The 16,678-nt window shown below is 39.9% G+C and carries 17 protein-coding genes and 1 tRNA gene; 10 read left to right on the top strand and 8 right to left on the bottom strand.

Translation table 11 applies throughout. The features are described from left to right. Nucleotides 1-274: 274 nt before the first annotated feature. Complete coding sequence (locus tag ABXZ32_RS14440) at nucleotides 275-682, top strand: response regulator (protein WP_354619397.1); 408 nt, start codon at nucleotides 275-277, stop codon at nucleotides 680-682. Between the two features lie 113 nt (nucleotides 683-795). Here ABXZ32_RS14440 and ABXZ32_RS14435 read toward each other — a convergent pair. Then, nucleotides 796-868: transfer RNA gene (locus ABXZ32_RS14435), tRNA-Lys, on the bottom strand. 138 nt (nucleotides 869-1,006) lie between these two features. Here ABXZ32_RS14435 and ABXZ32_RS14430 point away from each other — a divergent pair. After that, complete coding sequence (locus ABXZ32_RS14430) at nucleotides 1,007-1,519, top strand: shikimate kinase (protein ID WP_354619396.1); 513 nt, start codon at nucleotides 1,007-1,009, stop codon at nucleotides 1,517-1,519. Here ABXZ32_RS14430 and ABXZ32_RS14425 read toward each other — a convergent pair. The 3 genes from ABXZ32_RS14425 to ABXZ32_RS14415 are packed head-to-tail and all read right to left on the bottom strand — an operon-like array spanning nucleotide 1,511 to nucleotide 2,959. Beyond that, nucleotides 1,511-2,008 (bottom strand): phosphoribosyltransferase domain-containing protein, encoded by a 498-nt coding sequence (locus tag ABXZ32_RS14425; protein WP_354619395.1) that lies wholly within the window; start codon nucleotides 2,006-2,008, stop codon nucleotides 1,511-1,513. The genes ABXZ32_RS14430 and ABXZ32_RS14425 overlap by 9 nt on opposite strands. An 11-nt stretch (nucleotides 2,009-2,019) precedes the next feature. Then, a complete protein-coding gene (locus ABXZ32_RS14420) occupies nucleotides 2,020-2,601 on the bottom strand; it encodes a methyltransferase domain-containing protein (RefSeq protein WP_354619394.1) in 582 nt (193 codons plus the stop codon). Further along, nucleotides 2,588-2,959, bottom strand: a complete 372-nt coding sequence (locus ABXZ32_RS14415) for an RNA-binding S4 domain-containing protein (RefSeq protein ID WP_354619393.1) — start codon at nucleotides 2,957-2,959, stop codon at nucleotides 2,588-2,590. Before ABXZ32_RS14415 ends, ABXZ32_RS14420 begins: the two co-directional genes overlap by 14 nt. A gap of 78 nt (nucleotides 2,960-3,037) precedes the next feature. On the opposite strand from ABXZ32_RS14415, the gene ABXZ32_RS14410 reads away from it, so the two are divergent. Further along, a complete protein-coding gene (locus ABXZ32_RS14410) occupies nucleotides 3,038-3,985 on the top strand; it encodes an FKBP-type peptidyl-prolyl cis-trans isomerase (protein WP_354619392.1) in 948 nt (315 codons plus the stop codon). 68 nt (nucleotides 3,986-4,053) lie between these two features. Here ABXZ32_RS14410 and ABXZ32_RS14405 read toward each other — a convergent pair whose 3' ends face one another. The 3 genes from ABXZ32_RS14405 to ABXZ32_RS14395 form a co-directional block, all read right to left on the bottom strand. Beyond that, on the bottom strand, nucleotides 4,054-4,638 hold the full coding sequence (locus ABXZ32_RS14405; RefSeq protein WP_354619391.1) for an outer membrane beta-barrel protein: 585 nt from the start codon (nucleotides 4,636-4,638) through the stop codon (nucleotides 4,054-4,056). Nucleotides 4,639-4,858: 220 nt separating this feature from the next. Beyond that, nucleotides 4,859-5,812, bottom strand: a complete 954-nt coding sequence (locus ABXZ32_RS14400; RefSeq protein WP_354619390.1) for a transketolase family protein — start codon at nucleotides 5,810-5,812, stop codon at nucleotides 4,859-4,861. A 61-nt stretch (nucleotides 5,813-5,873) separates the two neighbouring features. Further along, nucleotides 5,874-6,719 carry a transketolase gene (locus ABXZ32_RS14395; protein WP_354619389.1) on the bottom strand — a complete coding sequence of 282 codons (846 nt, stop codon included), beginning with the start codon at nucleotides 6,717-6,719 and terminating at the stop codon, nucleotides 5,874-5,876. A gap of 162 nt (nucleotides 6,720-6,881) precedes the next feature. Between ABXZ32_RS14395 and tgt the strand changes: the two genes are divergently transcribed. The 7 genes from tgt to ABXZ32_RS14360 all read left to right on the top strand — a co-directional run bounded on the left by tgt (nucleotide 6,882) and on the right by ABXZ32_RS14360 (nucleotide 15,769). Then, entirely contained in the window at nucleotides 6,882-8,012 is a 1,131-nt protein-coding gene (gene tgt / locus ABXZ32_RS14390; protein WP_354619388.1) for a tRNA guanosine(34) transglycosylase Tgt, read from the top strand. Next, the gene (locus tag ABXZ32_RS14385; protein WP_354619387.1) at nucleotides 8,012-9,094 is read left to right on the top strand and encodes an LptF/LptG family permease; all 1,083 of its coding nucleotides are present in this window, start codon (nucleotides 8,012-8,014) and stop codon (nucleotides 9,092-9,094) included. The genes tgt and ABXZ32_RS14385 overlap by 1 nt, the downstream gene beginning before the upstream one ends. Next, nucleotides 9,081-9,977, top strand: a complete 897-nt coding sequence (locus ABXZ32_RS14380) for a DMT family transporter (protein WP_354619386.1) — start codon at nucleotides 9,081-9,083, stop codon at nucleotides 9,975-9,977. The genes ABXZ32_RS14385 and ABXZ32_RS14380 overlap by 14 nt, the downstream gene beginning before the upstream one ends. Nucleotides 9,978-10,032: 55 nt before the next feature. Next, entirely contained in the window at nucleotides 10,033-10,986 is a 954-nt protein-coding gene (locus tag ABXZ32_RS14375) for an acetyl-CoA carboxylase carboxyltransferase subunit alpha (RefSeq protein WP_354619385.1), read from the top strand. A 169-nt stretch (nucleotides 10,987-11,155) separates the two neighbouring features. Next, nucleotides 11,156-12,703, top strand: a complete 1,548-nt coding sequence (dnaB, locus tag ABXZ32_RS14370) for a replicative DNA helicase (RefSeq protein WP_354619384.1) — start codon at nucleotides 11,156-11,158, stop codon at nucleotides 12,701-12,703. Between the two features lie 139 nt (nucleotides 12,704-12,842). Then, nucleotides 12,843-14,375: an amidohydrolase gene (locus ABXZ32_RS14365; RefSeq protein ID WP_354619383.1), complete on the top strand. Its 1,533-nt coding sequence runs from the start codon at nucleotides 12,843-12,845 to the stop codon at nucleotides 14,373-14,375. 131 nt (nucleotides 14,376-14,506) lie between these two features. Then, on the top strand, nucleotides 14,507-15,769 hold the full coding sequence (locus tag ABXZ32_RS14360; RefSeq protein ID WP_354619382.1) for an asparagine synthetase B: 1,263 nt from the start codon (nucleotides 14,507-14,509) through the stop codon (nucleotides 15,767-15,769). Here the strand turns inward: ABXZ32_RS14360 and ABXZ32_RS14355 are convergent. Next, nucleotides 15,766-16,572 carry an HAD family hydrolase gene (locus tag ABXZ32_RS14355; protein ID WP_354619381.1) on the bottom strand — a complete coding sequence of 269 codons (807 nt, stop codon included), beginning with the start codon at nucleotides 16,570-16,572 and terminating at the stop codon, nucleotides 15,766-15,768. The two genes, ABXZ32_RS14360 and ABXZ32_RS14355, sit on opposite strands and share 4 nt — an antisense overlap. Between the last annotated feature and the right edge of the window lie 106 nt (nucleotides 16,573-16,678).

Raw genomic sequence — 16,678 nt, 5'->3', positions numbered from 1 at the left:
AAAACCTTCTTCTTGGAGATATGGACCAATCGCTATCTTGGTAATATAACCCAAGTCAATAGTAAGACCATAGTTGATCTGTAGGCGGGAATGATTAATCAGATCCAGCTTTAAAACTTCCTGAAAACCGACATAAATAGGAATATTTTTGGTTGTAATATAATAAGAGCAGGGAAGTAGTGCGATCACTGATTCTTCGATCAAATTAATATTTGTAGGAAAATTCTTAGCTTTGTAAAATTATTTTCGTATTTTATTCTCTATATTCAATATTATGAAACTTAATACAGTTTGTATTATCGACGATGACCCGATATTCGTTTATGGTACCAAGGTGTTGCTAAATTATAACAGTAGTTTTTGTTCAAACATTATTGTGTATGAAAATGGCAAGGAGGCATTGGATGATTTAAGGTTTATGTTAAAAACCAATAAGGAAATGCCTGAAGTCATTTTTTTGGATTTGAACATGCCAATTATTAACGGTTGGGAATTTTTGGATGAATTAAAAAAGATGGATCTCAAAAAAAAGATTGGGGTGTATGTTGTTAGTTCCTCTTTAGACAAGATGGATGAAGAAAAATCGAGAAAATATGACATGGTCATCGATTTTATAAGTAAACCTTTAACGGCAAACAAGCTGCAACAATTATTGGTGGCAACTGAAGGGAAATCACTTTAACCTTCATTATATTAGAATCAAAATATAAGAAATACAATTCCAATAGATAGTAGAAGCGAAAAAGCCCATAAACGTGATGTTTATGGGCTTTTTTTTAATCATTTAAGATTTTGTGACCGGGCTGGGGCTCGAACCCAGGACCCTCTCCTTAAAAGGGAGATGCTCTACCAACTGAGCTACCAGGTCATTATTTCAGCGCTAGCGTATTGCTGTTTGCGGGTGCAAATATAAGGGCATTATTTTATTTCACAAGCCTTTTTTCGAATAAATTTAATTTTTTTTGAAATCCCCTTTATTTGAATCATTTTTACTCAAAATTTAAAGATGAAAATTGTTTTGGTGGGTTATATGGGGAGTGGTAAGACCACTGTGGGTAAGGAGTTGTCCAAATATTTGGGTTTCAGGTTTTTAGACTTGGATGCTTACATTGAAGAAAAGACCGGAATGAAAATACCTGCTATTTTTAAGGAAAAAGGAGAGCTTTTTTTTAGAAAATTAGAGCATCAATATTTATCGGAGGTCCTGGAAAAAAATTCCGATATTATTCTTTCCACTGGGGGAGGTACACCATGTTATAGCGGCAACATGGAGGTCATTTCCAGACTTACCAAAAATGTATTTTATCTTAGGGTGTCCATTCCGGAGTTGGTAAAACGTCTTACCAAAGAAAAGGAGTACAGACCCTTGATTGCCCATATAGAAGAAGCGGATTTGCCAGAATTTTTCGGAAAACACTTGTTTGAACGATCCCCTTTCTATTCCTTGGCCGCCCATACAATACCTAGTGATGGAACACCACAGGACATCGCCTTGAAAATAAAATCACTCTTACGCTAAGGAAACTGAGTCGTTCTTAGCCTTAAATTCAACTTTAATATGTTCTTGTAAGGATGTGGAAAGGGAGATCCCCTTATAATCCGCTTTCACAGGATATTTTTTATGGTTTCTGTTTACCAAAACAGCAGTTTTTAACTGTTTTAAAGGGACTCTAAGAAAATGGTGGACCCCATAGATCAATGTAGTTCCCGAATTAAGGACATCGTCTACCAACACTACTGATTTATTGGCGTACTCCTCCTCCGGAATAGAGGTCTGAACCCCACTTGCTACCGGATCTTTTTTATCCATGGAGACCTTGCACAAGGTGATCTCCGCATTCGTTATGTTTTGGAGTACCCTTTTAATTTTTTTAGCAAACAACAGGCCTCCACCTTCGATTCCGGCAATTACGATTTCCGACTCCTCAACATTGGCTTCATAGATCTGGTAAGAAATCCGTTTTATTTTGTGTTGTATCTGTGCGTGTGAAAGAATTTGGTTCTGCATGAGGTGTTCGTTTACTTTTCAAAGATAAAGAACAGTTCTTTATCTTTTCGAGGTTGAATAGAATTATAGGCCCTCTCCAGTATTTTTATTTGAAAAGAGGGTTTGAAAAGATTTTCGTATTCTGTTTTGCTGCCTCCAAATGGTGGTCCTACCTCAGTCAGGGGGAAATCGAAGAACAAGCCTACAATCTTTCCGCCAGGCTTTAATATCGCTTTCATTTTTTGAACATAATCTGCTCGGCGTTCTGGAGCTAGGGCACAAAAAAAGGTCTGTTCCAGGATCAGGTCAAAACCATTCTCCTCAAGATCAAAGAAATCTGCTTGTATCAATCGATCTTTAGGGAAGTCAGGGCAAGCAGTTTTAATACGCTTTAATGGTTGTTCGGCCAGATCTACCACATATACGTTCCTAAAGCCCAACATTTGTAAGTAGGCCACTTCATATCCGTTACCCGCTCCGGGGACCAGAATTTTGATCTCTTTATGTTCTAGTTGGTCAATATATTCCTTTAGAGGAGTGGAGACATGGCCAATATCCCATTTTAGATCCCCATTTTTATATTTTTCCTCCCAAAAATCCTTAGTCAGTTTCATCTTTATAGTCGTCTATATCCCTTCGGTCTTTTTTTGTTGGCCTACCGGTTCCTTTTTTGCGATAATAGTCTTTGGAATATTTTAAAAGTTCGTTTTGGGCGAAGGCTTCTTTTGGGGTTGTGTCTACCCTATAGATATCCACTAGTTTGGCGCCAACGCGACTTGGAGGGATGTCCAGAACGGTAAACTCGTAATTGATCTGATCTTTGCGGACTACAATTTTATCTGTTACATACACCTCTCTAGAAGGTTTGACTGCCTGTCCGTTTATTTTGATATGACCTTTCTTGCAAGCCTCTGTAGCGATGTTTCTGGTCTTGAAATACCTAACACTCCAAAGGAATTTATCTATGCGCATAAACTATTGAAATTCTTTATTGATGACTTCCACAAAAATAAGGGAAAATTGTATCTTGCGGACCTTAAAAAGAGATTCATGAGAGTAAACAGAATATTTTTACTGTTTTTATTGATAGGAATGGTATGGTCATGTAAAAAAGACGACGGACCAGGTTTTGAAACCATTCCACCCAGGGCTTTGGATGAGGTGGTTTTGGAGAATGATGCTGCCATAAAGGAATTTTTGGAGACCCATTTTTATAACTATGAGGAGTTTGCCAATCCTACGGCAGAATTTGATTTTAAAATTAAAATAGATACCATCTCAGGGGATAATGCAGGTAAGACGCCTTTAATGCAGCAGGTACAATCGGAAAAGGTGGTGGTGACCAACGACGATCTTGGGCTAGAGAATGAACAAAGCGTAGAGCATACGTACTATTATTTGATCGCTAGGGAAGGAGAAGGTGAGAGGCCTACTATAGCAGATTCGACCTTTTTGAAATACGAGGGCTCCTTGTTGGATGGAACCGTTTTTGATGGGACTGCAAACTATTCGTGGCAGTATCTTCCATTTTTTCTTAGAGGATATGCCAAAGGGGTAAGCAAATTAAGGGCAGGTAATAATATTGTTGTGAATGATGATGGCACCACTAAAATAACAAACAGTGGAATCGGGTTGGTGATAATGCCTTCCGGGCTTGCTTATTTTAATCAAATTCAGGGTGGTATCGGACAGTATTCTCCGCTAATTTTTAAACTGGATGCGGGGCTAGTGGTCACCAATACGGATTATGATAATGATGGGATTCCGTCTTTTATGGAAGATCTTAATGGGGATGGGAATTTAACCAACGACAATACCGATAGAGAAGCCGAGGTAAAGGCTAGAACTGGTTTAATACCAAACCACTTGGATGCAGATGATGATGGTGATGGAACCCCTACCAGAGATGAAATTATAATTGATGCCAATGGGAATATTACTTTCCCCGATACGGATGGGGATGGTATTCCTGATTACTTGGATAAGGATACAAAATAGTATTCCAATAAACCATATAAAAAAAGCCCGCTACTTGTAGCGGGCTTTTTTATGAATTATAAGTTCAATTACATCTTAAAGGATAAACTCAAGATAAGTTGATCTGGTCTTGTATCAATTCGGTCTCCAGTTGGAACTCCGTTTGCTGAAAATACAGAAACTTCATTTTCACTGAAACCTCTTTCATATCTCAGGTCCAAACCAAAATTGCCAAAGCTCAATCCAGCCCCGATGTTCATTCCAACGGTGACGTCATTTTCCACATCGCCAATGGTAACCCCGTCAAAATCGGTATCCAAAATGTACTGAAAGGCAGGGCCAGCAAAAACATTCAATGGGCCAATGATATTTAATCCTACCAAAATGGGAGCGTCCAATTTGCTCATGGACAAACTGTTGTTCTCGTAGTCCGACTTAGTTTTGGTATACATCAATTCAGGTCTTAAATAAATTTTATCCCCGATTTTACCAAAAAAACCTAGGTGGTAACCCACATTTCTGTCTGGATTTCTATAGGCCTGTTCTGCTGAATCAAAATAATCCCCGTTCCCGGCATAGTTAAGACCTCCTTTGATACCAAATCCTGGTCCATTTTGAGCGAATGCCACAGCTCCGATCAATGCAAAAACTGCTACTAAAAAAGTTTTTTTCATAAGTGTTCTTTTAAATTGAATACGTTGTGCAATTACGGCACAACTTTATTAATTGATTAACTTAAAAAGAATTAATCTTGACACGAAAAGGTGAGGTTATGGCACAAAAAAAACCGCTAAAATATTCCACTATTTCTAGTTGGTAGTTTTAGCAGTTTAGTTGAGTTCTGTACCACAGTTTTCTATGTTTAGAATCCTCATTTCCCTTTAAGGGATTTGATTATTTTCTTTTTAACACAGTCACAACGGCTTTTTCTATTGCTTTATTGTTCAACCCGTATTTTTCCATTAACTCTTCTGGTGTTCCACTCTCACCAAAAGTGTCCTTGGTAGCTACAAATTCCTGTGGTGCTGGATGGTTCAAGGTTAAGGTCCTTGCGACACTCTCTCCCAATCCGCCCAAGAAATTGTGCTCTTCACAGGTTACAACGCACCCTGTTTTCTTCACAGATTTTAAAATGGCCTCTTCGTCCAAAGGTTTTATGGTATGTATGTTGATCACTTCTGCGGAGATCCCTTGGGCCTCCAATGCTTCTGCAGCAATTAGTGCTTCCCATACCAAATGGCCTGTAGCGATAATGGTGACATCTGTTCCCTCGTTGAGCATTATTGCTTTTCCAATTTCAAATTTTTGGTCGGCCGGAGTAAAGTTGGCAACTTTTGGTCTTCCGAACCTCAAATAAACAGGACCTTCATAATCTGCAATGGCTATGGTAGCTGCTTTGGTCTGGTTGTAGTCACAAGGGTTGATGACAACCATGCCCGGAAGCATTTTCATAAGTCCTATATCTTCCAATATTTGGTGGGTGGCACCATCCTCACCTAAGGTTACCCCCGCGTGAGAGGCACAGATTTTTACATTCTTATCAGAGTATGCAATAGATTGTCTGATCTGATCGTAGACCCTTCCAGTGGAAAAGTTGGCGAAAGTTCCAGTAAACGGAATTTTGCCTCCAATGGTCAATCCTGCAGCAATCCCCATCATATTGGCCTCAGCAATCCCAATTTGGAAAAAGCGCTCAGGATTCTCCTCTATGAATTTCTCCATCTTTAATGAGCCTACCAAATCTGCACAGAGTGCAACAACATTGGGATTTGTTCTTCCCAATTCTGTCAACCCGGCTCCAAATCCGCTTCGTGTATCGTTTTTTCCTTGATCTATATATTTTTTCATTTCTGTATTTCTTTAGTGTAATGCCCTAAGGACACCTGTTTGTAAAAGGGTTTGGATAAGATTAGTAGTCACCTAGTGTTTCTGGGTTTTGGGCCAAGGCCGTTTCCAACTGCTCATCATTTGGTGCCTTTCCGTGCCAAGCATGGGTATACATCATAAAATCTACCCCATGTCCCATAATGGTATGTAAAAGAATACAGACCGGTTTTCCTTTACCTGTTCTGCTTTTTGCTTCTTTTAGTCCTTTGATGATAGCTTCCAGATTGTTCCCCTCTACTACTTCCAATACATCCCATCCAAAGGCTTCAAACTTTTTCTTTAGGTCACCCATTGGCATCACATCGTCGGTCGCCCCATCAATTTGCTGGCCATTGTAATCAATGGTCGCTATGATATTATCAACTTTTTTACCGGCGGCATACATTATTGCTTCCCAGTTTTGACCTTCCTGTAATTCCCCATCACCATGTAGGGTATATACTAGTTTAGAATCTTTGTTCAGCTTTTTCGCTTGTGCGGCACCGAGGGCAACGGACATTCCCTGGCCCAATGAACCGGAAGCTATCCTTACCCCAGGAAGCCCCTCATGGGTAGTTGGGTGTCCCTGCAATCGGGAATTTATCAATCTAAAAGTATTCAATTCTTCAACCGGAAAATATCCTTTTCGTGCCAAAACACTGTAGTACACAGGAGAGATATGTCCATTGGATAAAAAGAAAAGATCTTCCCCAATACCATCCATGTCAAATCCTGATTTAAGTTCCATGACTTCATTGTACAAGGCTACCAAAAATTCTGTACAGCCCAAAGAGCCTCCAGGGTGTCCTGAGTTAACCTTATGTACCATCCGTACAATGTCCCTACGTGTTTGTACCGTAATATCCTGTAATTCTTGTGTTGTTGGCATTTCTTATCTTATTTTATAGTTCCCAAAAGTAAACGGTATCTTTTGGGTATACAAGTATGATTTGTTATATTTTGTTAACCATCAGGACAGTGGGTCAACTTTATTTTTTTGTTAAGGACATTTGAGGCTTAGTTGATTATATTTGCCGACTTAAACAGAGATTTGGAATTTACATTATTACATAAAGACCCTAAGAGTAAAGCACGTGCCGGAAAAATGGTAACGGATCACGGTACAATAGAAACCCCGATTTTCATGCCTGTTGGTACGGTTGCCTCGGTAAAAGGGGTGCACCAAAGAGAATTAAAAGATGATATTAATCCTGATATTATCCTTGGGAATACCTATCATTTATATTTAAGACCCAAAACAAGGATTTTGGAAGAAGCCGGGGGCTTGCACAAATTTATGAACTGGGACAGGAATATTTTAACCGATAGCGGGGGCTACCAGGTATATTCCCTTTCCGATAACCGCAAGATCAAGGAAGAAGGGGTAAAGTTTAAATCCCACATAGACGGTTCCTATCATGTGTTCACCCCAGAAAATGTTATGGAAATACAGCGTACCATTGGTGCCGATATTATCATGGCTTTTGATGAGTGTACGCCATACCCATGTGATTACAACTATGCAAAAAGGTCCATGCACATGACGCATAGATGGTTGGAGCGTTGTTTGACCCATTTGGAAAAAACACCTTTTAAATATGGATACTCACAAGCATTTTTTCCTATAGTTCAAGGATCAACCTATAAGGACCTTAGAAGGCAATCAGCAGAATATATTGCCGGTGTTGGAGCAGTGGGGAATGCCATTGGTGGATTGTCAGTTGGAGAACCTGCAGATGAAATGTACGCCATGACCGAGGTTGTGACAGAAATTTTACCCGAGGATAAACCTCGTTACTTAATGGGTGTGGGGACTCCTATCAATATCTTGGAGAATATAGCTTTGGGAATAGATATGTTCGATTGTGTAATGCCAACACGTAATGCCCGTAACGGGATGTTGTTTACGGCCCATGGCACCATCAATATAAAAAATAAAAAATGGGAAGATGATTTTTCCCCTTTGGACGAAATGGGAATCACCTTTGTAGATACAGAGTATACAAAGGCCTATTTAAGACATTTGTTCGCCGCCAATGAATATTTGGGCAAACAAATTGCAACAATTCACAACCTAGGCTTTTATCTTTGGTTGACCCGTGAAGCGAGAAAGCATATTTTAGCTGGGGATTTTTACGAATGGAAAAATATAATGGTAAAACAAATGGATAAGAGGCTGTAATGTTGACCATCTTAGATAAATACATATTAAAACGGTATCTGGCAACTTTTACAGTGATGCTGATGCTTTTTATCCCTATTGGGATCATGGCCAACCTTGCGGAGCAGATAGGGAAAATGATAGACAATGAAGCGCCCTTGAACGAGATCGCTTATTACTATCTAAATTTTACCATCTATATCGGCAGCTTGCTGTTTCCCATCTTTTTGTTTTTATCTGTAATCTTCTTTACCTCAAAACTGGCTAATAACACGGAAATCGTGGCCATTTTAAGTTCTGGGGTTTCCTACGGCCGGTTCTTAAGGCCTTATTTTATTGGAGCTTCAATTATCGCCATCATCATGTTCGTCATGGGGATGTTCATTGTGCCCAATGCCAGTAAAGGGTTCAATGAGTTTAAATACAAATACCTTAAAAAGGGCAAACAGGACAGGGTTACAAGCAATATTTTCAACCAATTGAATGAAAATGATTTTATCTACGTCAGTAGTTTTGACCCGGCCCGGCAACGTGGTTATAATTTTACCTTGGAACATTTTAATGATAAGGACCAATTAGAATATAAAATTTCGGCAGGGAATATCAGATGGAAAGAAAAAGATAGTGTTTATGAGTTGACCTCATACATGAAAAGAACGCTGGTGGGTAATAAGGAAGTGGTTGAGACCAAACGTAAATTGGATACCATTTTTAATTTTCAGATAGATGACCTTACGCCGGTTTCCTATATAGCGGAGACCAAAAATTTATTTGAACTGAATAGTTTTATTAAGGCGCAACGCAAAAAAGGGGCCTCCAACATCAATAGTTATCTATTGGTAAAGTATCGAAGATGGGCATTGCCTGTCACCGCATTTATATTGACCATTATTGCCGTTGCGGTTTCAGCTGCAAAACGCAGGGGTGGCATGGGTGTGAACCTCGCTTTCGGGATTGGGGTGGCCTTTATCTATATCTTTTTTGATAAGGTTTTTGGAACCTTGGCCGAACAATCTGGATTTTCTCCAATGTTGGCAGTCGTATTGCCCAATGTAGCCTTTGGAATTGTAGGATTTTATCTGTTGCAGAATGCCAAACGATAAAATCAAGAATTACCTCCATCTTCATTTTATTGTATTTATCTGGGGATTCACAGCTGTTCTTGGGAAGCTGATAACGGTGGATGCCCTGCCATTGGTCTGGTATCGCATGTTCATGGCTTCCGGATTAATTTTTTTATATATCGCCTACAAGAAGTTTTCACTTCGGGTGCCCACCAAGACATTGATCATTTTAATCATTGCTGGGGTGGTCATCACCTTGCATTGGATTACTTTTTTTAAGGCCATAAAGGTATCCAACGTTTCGGTGGCATTGGCCACCATGTCCACAGGAGCCTTTTTTACCGCATTATTGGAGCCAATTTGGTATGGTAGAAAAATAGTCTGGTACGAGATCCTCTTTGGGATCATTGTAATGCTGGGTCTCTACCTTATTTTCAATGTAGAGTCAAGTTATGTGGAGGGGATTGTTCTGGCCCTTATATCGGCCCTATTGTCGGCAACTTTCTCCCTGATCAACGGGAAACTGATTCAAAAGGAAAGGCCATCGGTGATTTCCATATACGAAATGGCAAGTGGGGTAGTATTCTTGTCTATTTATCTTTTTTTTAGTGGAAGCTTTACGACAGACTTCTTTCAGCTTTCCTCCGATGATTGGATGTATATTTTTATTTTGGCGTCAATTTGTACGGCCTATGCCTTTATAGCCTCGGTAAAGGTGATGAAGTTTATCACTCCATACACTGTAATGCTGACCATTAATTTAGAGCCTGTTTATGGTATTTTCTTGGCTTTTATTATCTTAGGGGAAAGTGAGAAAATGGATCCCATGTTTTACATTGGGGCCCTGGTGATTCTTTCCACTGTAATTGCCAATGGTATTCTAAAAAATTGGACAAGGTTAAAAAGTAAAAGAGTTCGCTAAGGTTCTCCTTTAAAGTTTTATATTTGTCTGCTTTTATAATTTAAACTGTAGTTTCATGGAGTATTTGGATTTTGAACTTCCGATCAAAGAACTTGAAGAACAATTAGATAAGTGCATGGTTATTGGAAAGGAGAGCGACGTTGACGTAACCGAGACCTGCAAACAAATAGAGAAAAAGCTTTCCGAAACCCGAAAAGAAATCTACAAAAACCTTACAGCATGGCAAAGGGTGCAACTTTCGAGACACCCAAATAGACCATATACCCTGGATTATATCAATGCTATTTGTGGCGATACCTGGTTGGAACTTCACGGTGATAGAACCGTAAAGGATGATAAGGCCATGATAGGAGGATTGGGAAAAATTGGTGACCAAACATATATGTTCATCGGTCAGCAAAAAGGCTACAATACCAAAACAAGACAATACAGAAACTTTGGGATGGCCAATCCCGAAGGATATAGAAAGGCTTTGCGTTTGATGAAGTCTGCAGAAAAATTTGGCGTACCTGTAGTATGTTTGGTTGATACTCCCGGTGCATATCCTGGAATTGAAGCGGAAGAACGTGGACAAGGAGAGGCCATTGCAAGGAATATTTTGGAAATGACCAGGTTGAAGGTGCCGATTATCGTATTGATTATTGGTGAAGGTGCTTCAGGTGGTGCTTTGGGGATAGGAGTAGGAGATAAGGTATTGATGTTGGAGAATACGTGGTATTCTGTAATTTCTCCAGAATCGTGCTCTTCCATTCTTTGGAGAAGCTGGGAATATAAAGAACAAGCGGCGGAATCATTGAAATTGACCTCTACCGATATGAAAAAGTTGAAGCTTATTGATGAGGTGGTCAAAGAACCTGCCGGTGGAGCACATGCCAATAGAGAAAAGACTTTTGAAATCGTAAAAAATAAAATTAGCTCCCATTATGAGGATCTAAAAAAGTTATCACCAAAAGATTTGGTGAATGCCCGAATGGATAAATATGCCAACATGGGTGTCTTTAACGGCTAATAAGCCCGTTTAAAAAACTTTCTTAAAATCTGGAGGATTCAAACTCCAGATTTTTTTCGTTATCAACACAATTTCGTAACTTATCAACACCCTTATTGTTAACTAATGGTGAACATCCTATGACCCATATCATTGTTAACTAAAGGTTAAATAGCATACTTTAGCACTCATGGAAAAACCAAGTCCGATTGTCGGTCGTAAAATAGATCAATCTGCTTTAATCAACCTTGAAAGGGGAAAAATACCGCCTCAAGCAATTGATTTAGAAGAAGTTGTGATTGGAGCGATGATGATAGATAAGAAAGGGGTAGATGAGGTAATAGATATTCTACATCCTGATGTGTTCTATAAGGACGCCCATAGATTCATCTATGAGGCCATCTTTAAACTGTTTGAAACCTCGGAACCAGTGGATTTATTAACCGTTTCTTCCCAATTGAAGAAAGACGGAAATTTAGAGGCAGCAGGAGGGGATTTTTATTTGATTAAACTGACCCAAAAAGTAGCATCCTCAGCCCATATTGAGTTCCATGCACGTATTATCCTTCAAAAATATATTCAGCGCAGCCTGATAAAAATTTCAAGTGAGATCATTCAGGAAGCATATGAAGATGCAACCGACGTATTTGATCTTTTGGATACCGCGGAAGCCAAATTATACGATGTTACCCAAGGTAACCTAAAACGTTCTGCCGAAACAGCCCAGAATTTGGTAATTCAGGCCAAAAAGAGGATAGAGGAGATCGCCGGAAAAGAAGGCCTTAGTGGTGTTCCTTCCGGTTTTGATAAGTTGGATAAACTTACCTCTGGATGGCAACCCAGTGATTTGATCATAGTAGCCGCCCGTCCTGGTATGGGTAAAACGGCTCTGACCTTGTCCATGGCAAGGAATATGGCCGTAAACAACAATATTCCCGTGGCTTTTTTCTCTTTGGAGATGTCCTCGGTCCAATTGATCACCCGTTTGATTTCTTCGGAAACCGGACTGTCCTCAGAAAAACTGAGAACCGGTAAACTGGAAAAACACGAATGGGAACAATTAAATGTTAAAGTAAAGGCATTGGAAAATGCCCCATTGTTTATAGATGATACCCCATCCCTTTCTATTTTCGACCTTAGGGCGAAGGCAAGAAGATTGGCCTCACAACACGGGATACGAATGATCGTTATTGATTATTTGCAGTTGATGACCGCAGGGGGGAGTCAAAAAGGAGGAAACAGGGAACAGGAAATATCAACCATTTCCCGAAACCTTAAGGCTTTGGCCAAGGAATTGAACTGTCCCGTTATTGCACTTTCACAATTATCCAGGGCCGTAGAGACCAGGGGAGGAAGTAAGAGACCCATCCTATCGGATCTTAGGGAATCTGGAGCAATTGAGCAGGATGCGGATATTGTGGCCTTTATCTATCGTCCTGAATATTACAAAATTGACGAATGGGATGATGATGAACGCACGCCAACCGCAGGTCAGGGTGAATTTATTGTCGCCAAGCATAGAAATGGTGGTCTGGAGAACATAAGATTGAAGTTTATCGGTAATCTCGGTAAATTTGATAACCTGGACGACTTCGATTCTCCTTTCGAATTCCAGTCAAAGATGAATGCCAATGAGGATAACCCGTTCATTACTAAAAATCTCCCGAATGCCGATGAGGCTTTTGGCAGTTCTATGAACGATGATATGGATATGGATGACAGTGAGGTTCCTTTTTAATTAATCTAAATTTTACATGCCAAAGAATTTCAAACAGTATGGTTTGCTTGTATGGATTTTTTTGGTGGTGACTTCTTGTTCCTAACAAAAGAACAAAGCTGATCTTATTATAGAGAATGCTGTCATTTGGACAGAGAATATGGAACATATCCAAGCAGAAGCTATGGCTATTCGCAGAGATTCTATACTCGCTATCGGCTCTAATGATGATATAAGAAAATACAAAGGAGAACATACAGAGGTTAAGAATATGGCGGGTAAATTTGTTTCGCCAGGCTTCATAGATGCTCATGTGCATTTAATGATGGGAGGCAATGCCCTTTTGAGTGTAGAACTAAGAGATGCCGCTACTCGAGAAGAATTTATCAAACGAATTGCTGATTACGCAAAAACATTGGAACCGGGAAGTTGGATTCTAGAAGGTAATTGGGATCATACTTTATGGGGAGGAGAACTCCCTACAAAAGAATGGATAGACCAATTCACTAGCAAAAATCCAGTTGTTTTGTATCGATTAGACGGGCATATGGCTTTGGCCAACTCCTTGGCTTTGGAAATTGCGGGAATAAATGAGGACACCCCAGATATCGAAGGTGGAGAAATCGTAAGGGATGAAAAAGGCTTTCCCACTGGAATTTTGAAGGATAATGCCATGAGTGGCCTTTTAAACAAAATTCCGCCGATGACAGTTCCTCAAAAAGAAAAAGCATTAAAAGCTGCCATGGCATATTTAGTGTCCAATGGTGTTACCTCGGTGCATGATGTTGATAGCATCGGAACTTATCCCATTGCCAAAAAGCTATTGGATTCAAATGAATTGGTAATCCGTATGTACACCCTTAATCCTTTAAATAATTGGGATACACGTAATACTACATTTAAGACCAGTGATAAATGGTTGAGAACTGGCGGATTAAAAGGTTTTATGGACGGCTCTTTAGGCTCACATACCGCAGTGTTTGTTGATGATTATTCAGACAAGCCTTCAGTTAAAGGTTTCTTTATAAATGATAAAGAGGATTTGTATCAATGGATCTTAAAAGCGGATAACGCAGATTTTCAAGTTGCGGTACATGCTATTGGAGATAATGCAAATCATACCTTGTTAAATATTTTTGAGAAGGTTATTGAGAATAACGGACCAAAAAATCGGCGCTTTAGAGTCGAGCATGCACAACATCTGTTGAAAGAGGATATCGAGCGATTTTCAAAATTGGGTATTGTGGTGAGCGTCCAACCTTATCATGCCATTGATGATGGTAGATGGGCGGAACAGGCCATAGGGCCGGACAGAATAAAAACCACTTATGCTTTTAAATCGTTGTTGGACGCAAATGTTACCTTGGCCTTCGGTAGCGATTGGCCTGTAGCTCCAGCATCCCCATTACACGGTATCTATGCTGCGGTAACAAGAAGAACTTTAGATGGAGTAAATCCTAACGGTTGGGTTCCCAGTGAAAAAATAGCTGTAGAACAGGCATTATTGGCATATACGAGGGATGCGGCCTATTCTTCCTTTGATGAAAATAGGAAGGGCACCCTGGAAATAGGAAAATTGGCAGATTTTGTAGTTTTAGATGGAGACCTACGTAATATTGACCCTGTTGATATTCCCGAAATTAAGGTCTTGCAAACCTATGTAGGAGGTAAATTGGTTTATACAAGAAACTGATCACTTTTTCTAAGTCACTAGATTTTCAGAAACCTAACTTTTGGATTTTTTTAGAAGAACCATTCGTAAGTAGGAGTAATTATCCTACTTATTTCTCTTATCTTTATAATTATATACTAAAGCTGTTTATAATGTCTAAAAGTTTTTGGACTATACTTTTTCTCCTTTTTTCTTTCAAAATATTCGCGTCTGCAATCTTAATACCCATGGATGCGGATAGTCAAAAAAATCACTTAAAAGCTTACGGGATTACCTACTGGGTGCTCACCAAACAACAAAAAGTGCAATGGTTGTTGAACTATAGGGGAGGGTCATTTCTGCTGCCCGATGGGGATAACATCCGCAAGGAATGCCAAATTCGCGGTGTTTCCTTTGAAATAATCTCCGACGCCCAGGCTGAGGCCATTTTATCAGAAATTAGTAGTCCTTCAAAAAACCAGGAAGCCGTAATTTTGGAAAAAGCACCAAAAATAGCGGTCTATTCCCCTAAAGAAAATTTGCCTTGGGACGATGCCGTGACCATGGTACTCACCTATGCCGAAATTCCCTATGAAACCATTTATGATGAAGAGGTACTGAACAATAAACTCTTGTTGTTTGATTGGTTGCACCTTCACCATGAGGATTTTACCGGGCAGTACGGTAAGTTTTATGGAGCCTATAGGGCAGCACCGTGGTATTTGGAGGGAAAGGCGCAGGCAGAAAGCTTGGCCGCTAAATTGGGGTACTCAAAAGTTTCAGAGGAAAAAGGGGCTGTGGCCAATGCCATCCGCAATTACGTGATAGGAGGCGGATTCATGTTCGCCATGTGCTCAGCTACCGATAGTTTTGATATTGCCCTGGCTGCAGATGGGGTGGATATATGTGAACCCATGTTCGATGGTGATCCCTCAGAGGCCAATTACCAAAATAAGTTGGACTATAGCAGGACCTTTGCGTTTACCAACTTTACCTTGGAACGCAGTCCGTTGCAGTATGAGTTTTCTTCTATAGACATGACCACTAAAAGAGGGATGGTGCCCAAGGAGTCCGACTATTTTTCATTGATGGATTTCTCTGCAAAATGGGATCCGGTGCCAACCATGTTATGCCAAAATCACACCTCCCTTGTCAAAGGCTTTATGGGACAGACCACGGCTTTTGCCCGCAATGAAATAAAACCAACGGTAATGGTATTGGGTGAAAACAAAATTAACGGGGAAGCCCGCTATATCCATGGCATCAAAGGAAAGGGATTTTTTACCTTTTATGGGGGCCACGACCCAGAGGATTACCAACATAGGGTAGGGGATCCAAAAACAGAATTAGAGCTACATCCTACTTCTCCAGGGTACAGATTGATCTTGAACAACGTCCTGTTTCCCGCTGCCCAGAAAAAGAAACAAAAAACCTAAACCTTTCTGTGGGCTATGAGTTGTTCCAATATATGCTCTACCCCATTTTCATCATTACTTTTGGTTGTGTAATTGGCTGCCTGGAGCACATTGGGGTGTGCATTGGCCATGGCAAAGCTATAATCTGCCAAAGCCAGCATTTCCAGATCATTGTTGTAATCTCCAAAAACCATCGTTTCTGCTTTGGTAATGTTATGTTTTTTTTGAACCTGTGCTAGGGCAAATCCTTTATGGGCGTTCTGATGGGAAAGGTCCAACCAGTTTTCTCCAGAAATCTTAACCTTTAGATCATCCTCCAAATGTTTAACTGAGGGATATATAAATTTCTCAGAGTTTTCAAAATGATACACAGCTACTTTTAGGACCTCCCCTTCAAAAGTGGATATATCCTCCATGACAGTATATTCGGAATAGTATTCCTTCAATTTATTCAAAAACTCACTGGAATTTCCGTTGAGATATGCGTTTCTCTTCCCGCAAAGTACGGCGTGGGCTCCATGTGCATTTTCAAGGGATTTTAAGATAGTATCAATATACCTTTTATCCATAGGGGTGGAAAGAAGTTCTTGATCTTGATGCATGGCGAAACCCCCATTTTCTGCAATAACGATTATTTCATTTTTAATGGATTGTAGTTTGTGAACAATACTGTTGTATTGCCTTCCACTAGCCGCTACAAAGAGAATGTCCCGTTTTTTGAGCTCCTCAAAGAGTTCAAAGAAACGCGCACTTACTTCATGGTTAGAATTCAGCAGGGTGCCATCCATGTCCGTTACTACCATTTTTATTTTTGATAAATCCATTACTGCATTTTTATTAGGTTACAAAGGTATTTGTTCTTGGGGTAAATGTGGAAACTAGGAAAGTAAAGTTTGTGGTATTTTTGTAATATCAACAACGATCGGCATC

The organism is Sediminicola luteus (assembly GCF_040566555.1).
Classification (GTDB): Bacteria; Bacteroidota; Bacteroidia; order Flavobacteriales; family Flavobacteriaceae; genus Sediminicola.
This window is presented reverse-complemented; position numbering and strand designations above follow the sequence as displayed.

Excerpts from the sequence above, each read along its gene's own strand:
- ABXZ32_RS14360 (WP_354619382.1), top strand. The coding sequence starts at position 14,507 with ATGTCTAAAAGTTTTTGGACTATACTTTTTCTCCTTTTTTCTTTCAAA.
- ABXZ32_RS14380 (WP_354619386.1), top strand. The coding sequence starts at position 9,081 with ATGCCAAACGATAAAATCAAGAATTACCTCCATCTTCATTTTATTGTA.
- ABXZ32_RS14420 (WP_354619394.1), bottom strand. The coding sequence starts at position 2,601 with ATGAAACTGACTAAGGATTTTTGGGAGGAAAAATATAAAAATGGGGAT.
- ABXZ32_RS14415 (WP_354619393.1), bottom strand. The coding sequence starts at position 2,959 with ATGCGCATAGATAAATTCCTTTGGAGTGTTAGGTATTTCAAGACCAGA.
- ABXZ32_RS14355 (WP_354619381.1), bottom strand. The coding sequence starts at position 16,572 with ATGGATTTATCAAAAATAAAAATGGTAGTAACGGACATGGATGGCACC.
- ABXZ32_RS14375 (WP_354619385.1), top strand. The coding sequence starts at position 10,033 with ATGGAGTATTTGGATTTTGAACTTCCGATCAAAGAACTTGAAGAACAA.
- ABXZ32_RS14410 (WP_354619392.1), top strand. The coding sequence starts at position 3,038 with ATGAGAGTAAACAGAATATTTTTACTGTTTTTATTGATAGGAATGGTA.
- ABXZ32_RS14440 (WP_354619397.1), top strand. The coding sequence starts at position 275 with ATGAAACTTAATACAGTTTGTATTATCGACGATGACCCGATATTCGTT.
- ABXZ32_RS14365 (WP_354619383.1), top strand. The coding sequence starts at position 12,843 with ATGGAACATATCCAAGCAGAAGCTATGGCTATTCGCAGAGATTCTATA.
- ABXZ32_RS14385 (WP_354619387.1), top strand. The coding sequence starts at position 8,012 with ATGTTGACCATCTTAGATAAATACATATTAAAACGGTATCTGGCAACT.
- ABXZ32_RS14400 (WP_354619390.1), bottom strand. The coding sequence starts at position 5,812 with ATGAAAAAATATATAGATCAAGGAAAAAACGATACACGAAGCGGATTT.
- ABXZ32_RS14425 (WP_354619395.1), bottom strand. The coding sequence starts at position 2,008 with ATGCAGAACCAAATTCTTTCACACGCACAGATACAACACAAAATAAAA.
- ABXZ32_RS14405 (WP_354619391.1), bottom strand. The coding sequence starts at position 4,638 with ATGAAAAAAACTTTTTTAGTAGCAGTTTTTGCATTGATCGGAGCTGTG.
- dnaB (WP_354619384.1), top strand. The coding sequence starts at position 11,156 with ATGGAAAAACCAAGTCCGATTGTCGGTCGTAAAATAGATCAATCTGCT.
- ABXZ32_RS14430 (WP_354619396.1), top strand. The coding sequence starts at position 1,007 with ATGAAAATTGTTTTGGTGGGTTATATGGGGAGTGGTAAGACCACTGTG.
- ABXZ32_RS14395 (WP_354619389.1), bottom strand. The coding sequence starts at position 6,719 with ATGCCAACAACACAAGAATTACAGGATATTACGGTACAAACACGTAGG.